11 protein-coding genes are annotated in these 13,406 nt (G+C 71.6%); 5 read left to right on the top strand and 6 right to left on the bottom strand.

The features are described 5' to 3' along the window. Positions 1-216 precede the first annotated feature (216 nt). From ACNYS0_RS32090 to ACNYS0_RS32075, 4 genes are all read left to right on the top strand, one after another. Entirely contained in the window at positions 217-1,008 is a 792-nt protein-coding gene (locus ACNYS0_RS32090) for an IclR family transcriptional regulator (protein WP_422406253.1), read from the top strand. A gap of 334 nt (positions 1,009-1,342) precedes the next feature. Then, positions 1,343-2,140, top strand: a complete 798-nt coding sequence (locus ACNYS0_RS32085) for an MIP/aquaporin family protein (protein WP_422478570.1) — start codon at positions 1,343-1,345, stop codon at positions 2,138-2,140. 50 nt (positions 2,141-2,190) lie between these two features. Beyond that, complete coding sequence (glpK, locus tag ACNYS0_RS32080) at positions 2,191-3,738, top strand: glycerol kinase GlpK (protein WP_422478568.1); 1,548 nt, start codon at positions 2,191-2,193, stop codon at positions 3,736-3,738. 9 nt (positions 3,739-3,747) lie between these two features. Further along, positions 3,748-5,364, top strand: coding sequence for a glycerol-3-phosphate dehydrogenase/oxidase (locus ACNYS0_RS32075; RefSeq protein ID WP_422478566.1), 1,617 nt, complete (start codon positions 3,748-3,750; stop codon positions 5,362-5,364). A gap of 180 nt (positions 5,365-5,544) precedes the next feature. On the opposite strand, the gene ACNYS0_RS32070 is transcribed toward ACNYS0_RS32075, so the two are convergent. The 5 genes from ACNYS0_RS32070 to ACNYS0_RS32050 are packed head-to-tail and all read right to left on the bottom strand — an operon-like array spanning position 5,545 to position 10,545. Next, complete coding sequence (locus ACNYS0_RS32070; RefSeq protein WP_422478564.1) at positions 5,545-6,096, bottom strand: MarR family winged helix-turn-helix transcriptional regulator; 552 nt, start codon at positions 6,094-6,096, stop codon at positions 5,545-5,547. Positions 6,097-6,154: 58 nt separating this feature from the next. Then, positions 6,155-6,769, bottom strand: coding sequence for an SRPBCC family protein (locus tag ACNYS0_RS32065; protein ID WP_422478562.1), 615 nt, complete (start codon positions 6,767-6,769; stop codon positions 6,155-6,157). Positions 6,770-6,791: 22 nt separating this feature from the next. Beyond that, entirely contained in the window at positions 6,792-9,131 is a 2,340-nt protein-coding gene (locus tag ACNYS0_RS32060; protein WP_422478560.1) for a xanthine dehydrogenase family protein molybdopterin-binding subunit, read from the bottom strand. A 5-nt stretch (positions 9,132-9,136) separates the two neighbouring features. Continuing rightward, positions 9,137-9,700, bottom strand: coding sequence for a (2Fe-2S)-binding protein (locus ACNYS0_RS32055; protein ID WP_422478558.1), 564 nt, complete (start codon positions 9,698-9,700; stop codon positions 9,137-9,139). After that, complete coding sequence (locus ACNYS0_RS32050; RefSeq protein ID WP_422478556.1) at positions 9,697-10,545, bottom strand: FAD binding domain-containing protein; 849 nt, start codon at positions 10,543-10,545, stop codon at positions 9,697-9,699. Before ACNYS0_RS32050 ends, ACNYS0_RS32055 begins: the two co-directional genes overlap by 4 nt. Positions 10,546-10,735: 190 nt before the next feature. Here ACNYS0_RS32050 and ACNYS0_RS32045 point away from each other — a divergent pair, with 190 nt between their 5' ends. Then, positions 10,736-11,824, top strand: a complete 1,089-nt coding sequence (locus tag ACNYS0_RS32045; protein WP_422478554.1) for a TetR family transcriptional regulator — start codon at positions 10,736-10,738, stop codon at positions 11,822-11,824. Between the two features lie 87 nt (positions 11,825-11,911). Here the strand turns inward: ACNYS0_RS32045 and ACNYS0_RS32040 are convergent, their stop codons facing one another. After that, on the bottom strand, positions 11,912-13,294 hold the full coding sequence (locus ACNYS0_RS32040; RefSeq protein WP_422478552.1) for an MFS transporter: 1,383 nt from the start codon (positions 13,292-13,294) through the stop codon (positions 11,912-11,914). Positions 13,295-13,406 lie beyond the last annotated feature (112 nt).

Raw genomic sequence — 13,406 nt, 5'->3', positions numbered from 1 at the left:
CGGTCAGGGTAACGGGGACCATGGTCCCGTCGTGGTGACGTCCACAAGCCGGAATGGTGTGCGCGTGTCGTGGCCGGAAGCAGCCGATGGAAATATTGGCGCACGCCGCGCTCGCCGGAGGTCGGCAACGACCGATACTGTTCAGCATTGCCGAACGTTGCATGGCGACTCCAGCCAGCGACCTGTCAGCGAGAAACCGAGGAGGAAGGGACTGCGATGGCACGCAACATCCAGTCGCTCGAACGGGCCGCGGCCATGCTCCGGTTGCTCGCGGGCGGCGAGCGGCGGCTCGGCCTCTCGGACATCGCCGCCGCGCTCGGCCTCGCCAAGGGCACGGCGCACGGCATCCTGCGCACCCTCCAGGCCGAGGGTTTCGTGGAGCAGGACTCCGCCTCGGGCCGCTACCAGCTGGGCGCCGAACTGCTGCGCCTGGGCAACAGCTACCTGGACGTGCACGAGCTGCGGGCGCGCGCCCTGGTGTGGACGGACGACCTGGCCCGCTCCAGCGGCGAGGCGGTCTACCTGGGCGTACTGCACCAGGGAGGCGTGCTGATCGTGCACCACGTCTTCAGGCCCGACGACAGCCGGCAGGTCCTGGAGGTCGGCGCGATGCAGCCGCTGCACTCCACGGCCCTGGGCAAGGTGCTCTCCGCGTACGACCCGGTGGCGCACAGCGAGGCCCTGGAGGCCGAGCGCAAGGACTTCACCGCGCGCACCGTGTGCGACTCCGGCGAGCTGGAGGCGGTGTTCGACCTCACCCGTGCGCGCGGGTACGCCGCGGACATCGAGGAGACCTGGGAGGGCGTGGCCTCGGTCGCCGCCCCCATCCACGACCGGCATCGGATGCCGGTGGGCGCCGTGGGCATCACGGGCGCCGTCGAGCGGGTCTGCCGGGACCCCGAGACCGGTGGCGACGCCGGGTCCGGCGGGCTGCGCCCCGAGCTGATCGCGGCCGTCCGCGACTGTGCCCGCGCGGTCTCCCGCGATCTGGGCGCCAGCCGCTTCTGAGCCGCGCGCCCGTACTCAAGGTGCAGGACGCACCGATCCGAGTGACCATCGTTGAACGCCCACCGGCCTGTCGCCCCACAAACGACGGGCCGATAACCGCAGGCGATCAATAACGATCGCGCATTCGATAAAAGATCCCTTGACGAGCCGGGAACCACAGAGCGAGACTCGCGTCCATCGGTCGGCATTGTCGAACACCTACCGGCAATACGCGTTAGAGTGTCAACAGGCCAGACCGGACCCGACCCTCGCCTGAGGGCTCGGACCACCGGAAAGGGACCCGGGAGGTTCGTTACTCGGGTTTTCCCCTGGACGAAGGACAAAGGAGTCGCGGGTGTCCAGCCACGACATCTTCCTTGGCGAGACCATCGGTACCGCCATCTTGGTTCTGCTGGGCGGTGGCGTGTGCGCCGCCGTCACTTTCAAGCGCTCGAAGGCGTTCAACGCCGGCTGGGTCGCCATCGCGTTCGGCTGGGGCTTCGCGGTTCTCACCGGTGCGTACCTCTCGAGCGGCGTCTCCGGCGCCCACCTGAACCCCGCCGTCACCATCGGCCTCGCCATCGAGGGCGGCACCAAGTGGAGCGACGTACCGCTCTACCTGGTCTCCCAGCTCTTCGGCGCCATGATCGGCGCGGCCCTGGTCTGGCTCGCGTACTACGGGCAGTTCCACGCCCACCTCACGGACCGTGAGGTCCTGATCGCGCACAACGGCGCCGCTGCCGACGACGAGGGTCTCGTCGACCCGAAGGCGGCCCCCGAGGCCGGCCCCGTACTCGGCGTCTTCTCCACCGGTCCGGAGATCCGGGTCGCCTGGCAGAACCTCCTCACGGAGATCATCGCCACGGTCGTGCTCGTCCTGGCGATCCTCACCCAGGGCCTCAACAACGAGGGCAACGGCCTCGGCGTCCTCGGCGCCCTGATCACCGCGCTCGTCGTGGTCGGCATCGGCCTCTCCCTCGGTGGCCCCACGGGGTACGCCATCAACCCGGTCCGTGACCTCGGCCCGCGCATCGTGCACTCACTGCTCCCGCTGCCCAACAAGGGTGGTTCGGACTGGTCGTACGCCTGGATCCCGGTGGCGGGACCGCTCATCGGCGGTGCCCTCGCCGGCTTCATCTACAAGCTGTTCTGAGCGACGCCACCGAGACCGACCACTCACGAACCACGCACGAGGAGCACTCCGTGACCGACGCACACACCACAGGCCCCTTCATCGCGGCGATCGACCAGGGCACCACGTCCAGTCGCTGCATCGTGTTCGACAAGGACGGCCGGATCGTCTCCGTCGACCAGAAGGAGCACGAGCAGATCTTCCCGAAGCCGGGCTGGGTCGAGCACGACGCGAACGAGATCTGGACGAACGTCCAGGAGGTCGTCGCCGGTGCCATCACCAAGGCCGGCATCACCCGCGACGACATCAAGGCCATCGGCATCACCAACCAGCGCGAGACGACGCTGCTCTGGGACAAGAACACCGGTGAGCCCGTCCACAACGCCATCGTCTGGCAGGACACCCGCACCGACGCCCTGTGCAAGGAGCTCGGGCGCAACGTGGGCCAGGACCGCTTCCGCCGCGAGACCGGCCTGCCGCTCGCGTCGTACTTCGCAGGTCCGAAGGCCCGCTGGCTGCTCGACAACGTCGAGGGCCTGCGCGAGCGCGCCGAGCGCGGCGACATCCTCTTCGGCACGATGGACACCTGGGTCATCTGGAACCTGACGGGCGGTGTCAACGGCGGCAAGCACTACACCGACGTCACCAACGCCTCCCGCACGATGCTGATGAACCTGCACGAGATGCAGTGGGACGAGCGCATCTGCTCCTCCATCGGCGTCCCGATGTCGATGCTGCCGGAGATCCACTCCTCCGCCGAGGTCTACGGCGAGGTCACCGGCGGCAAGCTGGGCGACCTGCTCGGCGGCATCCCGGTCGCCTCGGCGCTCGGCGACCAGCAGGCGGCCCTGTTCGGCCAGACCTGTTTCGCCGAGGGCGAGGCCAAGTCCACGTACGGCACCGGCACGTTCATGCTGATGAACACCGCGGACAAGGCCATCAACTCGTACTCCGGCCTGCTGACCACGGTCGGCTACCAGATCGGCGACCAGAAGCCGGTCTATGCGCTCGAGGGCTCGATCGCCGTCACGGGCTCCCTGGTGCAGTGGATGCGCGACCAGATGGGTCTGATCAAGTCGGCCGCCGAGATCGAGACGCTCGCGTCCTCGGTCGAGGACAACGGCGGCGCGTACTTCGTGCCCGCCTTCTCCGGCCTGTTCGCCCCGTACTGGCGCTCGGACGCGCGCGGTGTCATCGCGGGTCTGACCCGCTACGTCACCAAGGCGCACCTCGCGCGCGCCGTGCTCGAGGCCACCGCCTGGCAGACCCGCGAGATCACCGACGCCATGACGAAGGACTCCGGCGTCGAGCTGACCGCGCTCAAGGTCGACGGCGGCATGACCTCCAACAACCTGCTGATGCAGACCCTCTCGGACTTCCTGGACGCGCCGGTGGTGCGCCCGATGGTCGCCGAGACGACCTGCCTCGGCGCCGCTTACGCCGCCGGCCTCGCCGTCGGTTTCTGGTCCAACACCGACGAGCTGCGTGCCAACTGGCGCCGGGCCGCCGAGTGGACCCCCCGCATGGACGCGGACACCCGCGACCGTGAGTACAAGAGCTGGCTCAAGGCCGTGGAGCGGTCCATGGGCTGGCTCGAAGACAGCTCTGTCGAGGAGTAACACCCCACCATGAGTACCCAGTCCACCCTGAAGACCGTGCCTGCCCTCGGAACGCACCCGGTCGCCGGTTCCAACCCGAGCCGCGCCGAGACCCGCGAGCAGCTTTCCAAGGCGACGTACGACCTCCTGGTCATCGGCGGCGGCATCCTGGGCATCTCCACTGCCTGGCACGCGGCGCAGTCCGGTCTCAGGGTGGCCCTGGTCGACGCCGGCGACTTCGCCGGCGCCACGTCCTCCGCGTCTTCCAAGCTGCTCCACGGCGGTCTGCGCTACCTTCAGACCGGTGCGGTGAAGCTGGTCGCGGAGAACCACTTCGAGCGGCGTGCGGTGTCCCGCAATGTGGCCCCGCACCTCGCCAACCCGCTCACCTTCTACCTGCCCGTCTACAAGGGCGGCCCGCACGGCGCGGCCAAGCTGGGCGCGGGTGTCTTCGCGTACAGCGCGCTGTCCGCGTTCGGTGACGGCGTCGGGCACCTGTTGTCGCCGGACAAGGCGCAGCGCGATGTGCCCGAGCTCCGTACGGACAACCTGAAGGCCGTCGCCGTGTACGGCGACGACCAGATGAACGACGCGCGGATGGCGCTGATGACCGTGCGTGCGGCTGTGGACGCGGGCGCCGTGGTCCTCAACCACTCCGAGGTCACGGGCCTTCGGTTCACCAACGGCCGGGTCACGGGCGCCGAGCTCAAGGACCGTATGGACGGTGAGGAGTTCGGGGTCAACGCCCGCCTGGTGCTGAACGCGACGGGTCCGTGGGTCGACCACCTGCGCAAGATGGAGGACCCGAACTCGGCGCCGTCCATCCGCCTCTCCAAGGGCGCGCACCTGGTCATGAAGCGGACCTCGCCGTGGAAGGCCGCGCTCGCGACCCCGATCGACAAGTACCGCATCACCTTCGCCCTCCCCTGGGAGGACATGCTGCTGCTCGGCACGACCGACGAGGAGTACGAGGGTGACCCCGCGGACGTCTCGGTCACCGAGAAGGACATCGACCAGATCCTGGACGAGGCCGCGTTCTCGGTGCGTGACCAGCAGCTCAAGCGGGAGCTGATGACGTACTCCTTCGCCGGTCTGCGCGTGCTGCCGGGCGGCCCCGGCGACACCTCGAAGGCCAAGCGCGAGACGGTCGTCAACGAGGGCAGGGGCGGCATGCTGTCCGTCTCGGGCGGCAAGTGGACGACGTTCCGGCACATCGGCCGCACGGTCATGAAGAAGCTGGAGTCGCTGCCCGGCCACCCGCTCGGCGACGACTACGAGCCGATCGACTCGCTGCCGAAGAAGCTGCCGCTGCCGGGTGTCGCCAACCCGCGCGCCGTCGCGCACCGCCTCCTCGTCGACAGCCCGGCGCCCGGTCCGCGGATGGGGGCCGACACCGCCAAGCACCTGGCGACGCACTACGGTTCGCTGTCCTTCGACATCGCGCGGCTGGCCAACGAGAACCCGGAGCTGGCCGAGCGGGTGCACCCGGACGCGCCGGAGATCTGGGCGCAGGTCGTGTACGCGCGTGATCACGAGTGGGCGGAGACGCAGGACGACGTGTTGCGGCGGCGGACGACGCTGACGATTCGTGGGCTGGACACGGATGACGTTCGTTCCCGGGTGCAGGATCTGCTCGACAAGAAGTAGGGCTCACCCGGTGTGACGAAGGGGCGGCTCCCACGGGGGGAGCCGCCCCTTTCGCCTGTCACCTGTAGCGGGGTTGACGTCTCGGGGCGCTGCCCCGGACCCCGCTGCTCAATCGCCGCAGGGGCTTGGATTACCCGAACCGGGGTTGCGGACTCGGGGCGCTGCCCCGGGCCCCGCTCCTCAATCGCCGGAGGGGCTTGATTTGTCGGCGTTCGGGTCGTCCGCGTCCAGGATGGAGTGTTCCAACTTGCCCAGGAGGCGGGCCAGTTGGCGGCGTTCGGCCGGGGAGATGCCGGCGAGCATGCGTTCCTCGTTGGCGAGGTGGTCGGTGAAGACCTCGTCGACCGTGGCGAGGCCGAGGTCGGTGAGGCGGGAGTAGACGACGCGGCGGTCGTCGGCGTCCCGCTCGCGCACTATCAGGCCGTCCTTCTCCAGGCGGTCCATGCGCAGGGTGACCCCGGCGGACGAGACGAGCCCGGAGTCGGCGAGCTGACCGGCGGTGAGCCGGTAGGGCTTGCCCGCGCGGCGCAGCGCGGTCAGGACGTCGAACCCGGCGACCGACAGGCCGTGCCGCTCGATCGACGCGTTGAGCTTGGTGTTGTAGCGCAGGAACGAGCGGTGCAGGCGGGCCAGCACCTCCAGCGGTCCTGTGTCGAGCTCGGGCCGCTCGCGCGCCCAGTCCGCCACGATCTGTGTCACGGCGTCGTGCCGCTTCGCCTTCCGCTCGGCCATCCCCGTCCCCTCGCGCGCTTCCCACGGGCGGACGCGAAATCGTACGCCCCTGAAAATTCTACCCCTGAAGCGATCCGCGGCGGCGCCTGCCGATCACCGCGACCAGTATCGCCGCCGCGAGCGCGGCGGCGGCGGGAACCGCGGCCTTCTTCAGGAGTACGGGCAGGGCGGCGGCGCCGAGGTCGACGGCCTCCGGCTCGGCGGGCGCCGCCGCAGGGGCGGACTCGGCCTGTGGGCCCGACATCAATTCCGCGAGCCGCTCGGCGAACTGGCCGACGATCCGGTCGCCGACCTCGGCCATGATGCCCCGGCCGAACTGGGCCGGGCGCCCCGTGATGTCGAGGTCGGTGCGGACGCGGACGCGGGTGCCCGCCGGGTCGGCGGCGAGTTCCGCGGTGACGGTCGCGGCGGCCGTGCCCGCGCCGCGGGTCTCGCTGCCGCTGAGGTCGAGCCGCATGCTGCGGGCGGCCTCGTCGCGGGTCACGGAGCCCTCGCCCCGGTAACTCATCTGCACCGCGCCGACCTTGACCTTCACGCGTCCGGTGAAGGTGTCCGCTTCAAGGGTGTCGAGGACCGCGCCCGGCATGCAGGGGGCGACGCGCCCGAGGTCGTGGAAGAGCTTCCAGGCGTCGTCCGGCGCGGCCGGCACGGTGAAGGTGTGGTCGAGTTGCATGGGCGGGGCCTTCTTCCGATCGTCAGTGGGTGGTCGGCGCGTCGCGCAGCAGGTCGCGGATGCGGCTGGGCGAGAGCGGGCCGCGGCGGACGACGACACCGAAGGGGCGCAGCGCGTCCTCGACGGCGTTCGCGAGGACGGCCTGCGGGGCGATGGCGCCGCCCTCGCCGAGGCCCTTCACTCCGAGGTCGTTCATGGGGCTCGGCGAGTGGATCTCGTCCATGTCGAGGTCGGGGATCTCGGACGAGGTGGGGACGAGGTAGTCCATGTAGGTGCCGGTGCGGGGCTGGCCGTCGGGGCCGTAGATCAGCTCCTCGTAGAGGGCGCCGCCGATGCCCTGGGCGACACCTCCGGTGACCTGCCCCTCGGCGATCAGCGGATTGACGATGACACCGGCGTCGTGCACGACGACGTACTGGAGGATCTCCAACTCACCCGTGTGTTCGTCGACTTCGATGACCGCGGCGTGCGCCCCGCTGGCGACCGCGAAGCCGGGAGGGCGGAAGTGGACGGTCTCGCTGAGTTCGGTGCCGTGCCGGCCGTCGGTGGGTTCGGGGGTGCCGGGGAGCGGGGCGCGGCCCGCGAGTTCGGCGAGGGTGAGGGTGGGACCATCGGGCTTGTTCGTGGTGAACACACCGTCGGTGAGGGTGAGTTCGGCCGCGGGCACGCCGAGTCGGCGGGCCGCGGCGTCGAGGGCCTTCTCGCGTACGAGCCTGCCGGCCCGGTGGGTCGCGTTGCCCGCGTTGACGAGGGCGCGGCTCGCGATGGTGCCGACGCCGAAGGGGGTCGCGGAGGTGTCGCCGCCGACCACGTCGATGACGTCGAGCGGCACACCGAGCGCGTCGGCGGCGATCTGCGCCATGGACGTGCGATGACCCTGCCCCTGCGAAGGCGCGCCGATGGCGAGCTTGACGCGGCCGCTGGGCGCGATGTCGATGCGGGCCGTCTCGAAGGGGCCGAGCCCGGTCGCCTCGATGTACATGGCGTAGCCGACGCCGATGTGCTTGCCGTCGCGCTTCTCCGTGGGCCGGTGGACCTTGGCGCGGGCCCGGCGCAGCAGTTCGGGGAAGTCCCCGGAGTCGTAGGACTGGGGGTTTCCGGAGCGGTCGACGAGGCCGGTCGCGTACGGCATGTCGTCGGGTCCGATGAGGTTGCGTGCCCTCAACTCGGCAGGTTCCAGGTCTAGTTGCGCGGCCAGGCGGTCCATCGCCCGTTCCATCGCGAAGACCGTCTCGGGGCGTCCCGCACCCCGGTACGGCGTGGCGAAGGCGGTGTTGGTGAGGACGCCGATGACGTCGATGTCGACGTTCGGGATCCGGTAGGGGCCGAGGAGGTGGCACAGCGAGTTGTACGGGACGACCAGGCCGGTCATGTTGTACGCGCCGAAGTTGACGGTGATGCGGTCGCGGACGGCCAGGAGCCTTCCGTCGGCGTCGGCGGCGAGTTCGATGCGGTGGAGCTGCTCGCGGGCGTGCGAGGCGGCGGTGAGGTTCTCGCCCCGGTCCTCGCGCCAGACGACCGGGCGGCCCAACTCGGCCGCCGCGCAAGGGATCAGCATCTCCTCTACGTAGAGGATGCCCTTCTGGCCGAAGCCGCCGCCGACGTCGGTGGCGATGACGCGGACGGATTCGGCGTCGAGGCCGAGGGTGTGCGCGATGGACTCGCGGACGCGGTGCGGCGTCTGGGTGTTGGACCAGACGGTGAGCTCGCCGCTGTAGGGGTCGACGCGGGCGGCGACGGCGCGGGTCTCGATGGGCGAGGCGACGTAGCGGTGCGCCTGGAACTCCTCGCCGACGACGGTGTGCGCGGCGGCGAACGCGGCGTCGGGGTCGCCCACTTGGGCCGCGACGGCCACCGCCGTGTTGTCCGGCAGGTCCTCGTGCAGCAGCGGGGCGTCGTCGTCGAGGGCGCGGTCGGGGTCGACGAGGACGGGCAGCGGCGCGTAGCGGACGTCGACGAGTTCGAGGGCGTCCTCGGCGAGGTAGCGGCTGTCCGCGAAGACGACGGCGACGGACTGGCCGACGTACAGCACCTTGTCGGTGGCGAGCAGCGGCATCGGGGTCGTGGCGACGCGCGGGTCGAGGAGTTCGGCGAGGCGGGGCGGGGTGCGCAGCTCCTCCTTGTTCAGGAGCGGCGCGAGGTGGGCGACGTCGGCGCCGGTCCAGACGGCGACGACGCCCGGGGCTTCGAGCGCGGCGGTGACGTCGACGGACCCGATGCGGGCGTGGGCGTGCGGGCTGCGCAGGACGGCGGCCTCGGCGGCGCCGGGCAGGTCGATGTCGTCGACGTAGCGGCCGTTGCCGCGCAGCAGGCGGTCGTCCTCGACGCGGGGGACGGGGCGGCCGATCCAGGTGGTGGGCATGCGGGTCACTCCCCTCGCCGCGCGTCGGCGGCCGGTACCGGTCCGTACGTCTCGTCGAGGGCGCGGCCGAGCGCGCGGCGGATGCCCCGGTAGCCGGTGCAGCGGCAGAGGTGGCCGCTGAGGGCGTCGGCGACCTCGGTGGCGCCCGGCCGCTCGTCCTGTTCGGTCAGAGCGGTCGCGGTCATGAGGAAGCCCGGGGTGCAGAAGCCGCACTGCATGCCGTGGCAGGCGTGGAAGGCCTCCTGCACGGGGGTGAGCGGCGCGTCATCGGGCGCGAGCCCCTCGACGGTGCGCAGCTCGGCGCCCTCGCACTGCACGGCGAGCGTGAGGCAGGAGCGGACGGGCGTGCCGTCGACGAGGACGGTGCAGGCGCCGCAGACCCCGTGCTCGCAGCCGACGTGGGTGCCGGTGAGCCGGAGCCGGTCGCGCAGGAAGTCGCTGAGCAGCAGCCGGGATTCGACCTGCGCGGTGACGGAATCGCCGTTCACGGTGAGCCGGATCTCGTGCCAGCCGGAGGGTTCGGCGAGCGGCGGCGTCCGTACGGTGGCGGGGCTCGGCGTCGTGGTCATCGAGTGCGCTCCCAAGCTGTCGTGCAGGCGCGGACGAGGAGGTGGGCGGCGGCCTCGCGGCGGTACGCGGCCGTGGCGTGGACGTCGTCGGACGGGTCGAGGTGCGCGAGGGCGGCCCCGCGGGCGGCCGGGCCCGCGTCGGTGCCGGTCAGGGCCGCTTCGGCGGCGGGCAGCCGGACCGGGGTGGGGCCGACGCCGCAGAGGACGACGCGGGCGGCCGCCACGGTCGAGCCCGTGCGCTCCAGGAGGACGGCGACGCCGACGGTGGCGAAGTCTCCGTGTCTGCGGGTGAGTTCCTCGAAGGCCCAGCCGCCTTCGCGGGGCGGGAACACGACCTCGGTGAGGAGTTCGTCGGGCTCGACCGCGGTCTGGAAGGTGGCGACGAAGAACTCCTCGGCGGGGACCGTGCGCTCCCCCGCCGGCCCCGCGACGACGAAGCGGGCGTCAAGCGCCACCGCGGCCGTGGGGAGTTCGGCGGCCGGGTCGTGGTGCACGAGGCTGCCGCAGACGGTGCCGCGGGCGCGGATCTGCGGGTGCCCGATGTGGCCGATCGCGGCGGCGAGCAGCGGCCAGCCCTCTCGGACGCGGGGGTCGGCGGCCGCGTCGCGCTGGCGGACGGCGGCGCCGACGCGCAGCGCGCCCGACGCGTCGACGGAGAGTTCGCCGAGGCCGGGGATGCGCGTGATGTCGACGAGGAGGCCGGGGCGGGCGAGCCGCATGCTCAGCATCGGGATCAGCGACTGGCCGCCGGCGACCACCTTGGGTTCGCGGTCCTCGGCAGCGAGCAGGGCGAGCGCCTCGGGGACGGAGCGCGGGGCGCAGTAGTCGAAGGGTGTGGGTTTCAAACCGTCTGCCACCAGGCCTCTCGGAGCGAGCGAGCGGTACGGATTACCTAAGAGCTGAAATGATTGACTCTGAAGTACCTTCTTGGCAAGGGGGTCGCTCACATCGATGTTCGCCAGCTCTTGCCTGGGTGATCGATTTGAACGGCCGTGCACAAGTGGGCCGCTCCCCCGGCTCGACTACTGTTGGGCCGTGGATCCACAGCAGGAGAAACGGCGCGGCCGCCCGCACGACCCCGAGGGGAACCGGAGGGCCGTGCTCGACGCGGCCCGGCGGCTGTTCGCGGCCCACGGGTACCAAGGGGTCGGCATCCGGGCCATCGCCGCCGACGCCGGGGTGACACCCGGACTCGTCATGGCGTACTTCGGGTCCAAGGACGGGCTCTTCCGCGCCGTCGTCGGCGAGGGGACCGGCGTCACGGCCGCGCTGCTCGACGAGGCGGGCAACGATCCGGCCGGCCTCCCCGGGGCCCTCGCCCACTCCTACCTGGACCGCTGGGACCGCCTCTCCGCCCAGGACCCGCTGGCCGCGCTGATCCGCTCGGCGCTCAACCACCCGCCCAGCGCGGAGCAGTTGAGCGAGCTCCTGGAGCGCCTGGTGACCGGGCCGCTGCGGGGCGTGCTCGGCGAGGGGTCCGGGGCGGCGGCCCGGATCGGCATGGTCCGCAGCGTGCTGTTCGGCGTCATCATGGAGCGCTACCTGTTCGCGCACGAGCCGGCCCGCTCGGTGCCGACGGCCGACCTCGAGCCGTTGCTCACCGACGTACTGGCCGCGGCCATCGGCGCACCGGCCGAGGACGCCGAAGGGGCGCGGCCGCCCGGGGACTCCCCCGCCACCGACGCCGACACCCGCGTCTTCGCCGCCCTCACCGACTGCGCCACCCGCTACCGCACCCTGATCGGCCGCGTCGTCAAGCGGCACGGCATCTCCCTGGCCGCCTTCGAGGTGCTCGCCGAGCTGCGCCGCACCCCCGCCCCACACCGCCGCACCATGGGCGAGCTGGCGGCGGCCGGCGCGGTCGGGGCCGGCGGGATGACCCAGCACGCGGATCGTCTCGAGCGGGCCGGGCTCATCGAGCGGGAGGGCGACGAGCGGGACCGGCGGGTCGTGCAGCTGCGGCTGACCGGGGCCGGGCGGGAGCTGGTCGACCGGGTCACCGAGGAGCGCAGGGCGGGCGAGCGGGAGCTGCTGGACGGGCTGCGGCCGCAGGAGCGGCGGGGGCTGCGGGCCCTGCTGGGGACGCTGGGCGGGGCCCTCAAGGACGCGCCGGGCACCACCTGAGGCCGGGCCCGCCCCGCGGCGGGCCGCAGCGCACGACAACGGCGCCGGAGCCACCTGGCCCCGGCGCCGCGACATCGCACTCCCCCGTTACGAGTTGAGCTCCTCCAGCGTCTTGCCCTTCGTCTCCACCGCGAACAGGGCGATCACCGCGCCCAGCACGGCCATGCCCGCCAGCTGCGCGAAGACCAGGCCGAGCCCGCCGCCGGAGCCGAGGATCGCGCCGACCACGATCGGGCCGAGGATCACGCCGAGGCGGTTCCACAGTCCGCCGAAGGCCGCGCCCGTGGCCCGGTTGGCCGTCGGGTACAGCTCGGGCGAGTACAGATAGAGGCTCGCGTTGATCGCGTAGACGAAGAACGTCGTGCAGGAGGCGAACAGGGCGACCTGGAGGCCCGAGGTGACGCCCGCGATCGCCAGCACGCCCAAGGCGATGGCGGCGCCGCCGAGCCCCGCGACCAGGGCGGGCCGCCGGCCGATCCGGTCGATGAGCATGGCGACGACGAACGTGCCGAGCAGGCCGGTGACGTTGCCGAGCATCGTGTACGAGAGCGAGGTCGTCAGGTCGAGGCCGAAGTTCTTCGTGTAGAGCGACGGCAGCCAGCTCGCGATGCCGTAGTTCACGTAGTACGCGGCGAACCACAGCGCCGAAAGGACGGCCGTGCGGCGCAGGTAGCGGCCGGTGAACAGGTCCCGCAGGCGGCCGCGCGCCACCTCCGCGTCGGGCGTGGGCCCGGGCTCCGGCAGCGGCCGGCCGACGGCCCGCTCAACCTCGGACTCGATCCGGGCGATGGCCTGCTCGGCCTCCTCCGTGCGCCCCTGGGAGAGCAGCCAGCGCGGCGACTCGGCGACCTGCTTGGGCAGCGCAAGGGCGATCAGGACGGGCAGCGCGCCAAGGACGAACATGGCGCGCCAGCCGAGGTTCGGCACGACCCACACGGCGACGAGGCTGGCGGTCGCGAGGCCCGCCGGGAAGATCATCTCGTAGAGCAGGACGAAGCGGCCGCGCTTGTCGGAGCGGGAGATCTCGTTGATGTACGTGGCCGCGACCGGGACGACGCCGCCGATGCCGAGGCCCTGGATGAACCGGAAGAGCGAGAACAGCTCGATCCCGTTCGCCAGGGCGACGGCGAGGCTGCCGAGGCCGGTGATCGCGACGCCGAGGGCCACCGTACGGACCCGGCCGATCCGGTCCCCGAGCCAGCCGGCGACCAGCGCGCCGAGCAGCATGCCCACGGAGCCGGTGGTGACCGCGAAGGTCGCCTGCGCCGTGCTCAGGTGCCAGTCCTTGATGAGGACGGGCAGGGCGGATGCGGCGAGGAGCTGGTCGAAGGCCTCGAAGAACGTCACGGCGCCGATCAGGAAGCGCACCTTGACGTGCCAGCGGGAGTGCGGCAGCCGTTCGAGTCTGGCCGCGATCGAGCCGAGGCCCTGGCTGCCGGATTCTCCGGCTTTACCGGCCACAGTCGTCATGGAGGGGTCCTTCCGCGAGCACGCGAACACGAGGGGATTGCGGCGACAGTAGAAGCCAACTCCTTAGCGGTCAATGGTTAGGCACTTAGGGATCTGGAGACAGGTGAACCGA

This window comes from Streptomyces anthophorae (assembly GCF_049310305.1).
GTDB lineage: Bacteria > Actinomycetota > Actinomycetes > Streptomycetales > Streptomycetaceae > Streptomyces.
Note: the sequence above shows the minus strand (reverse complement) of the source record. Positions and strands in the feature narration are given on the sequence as shown.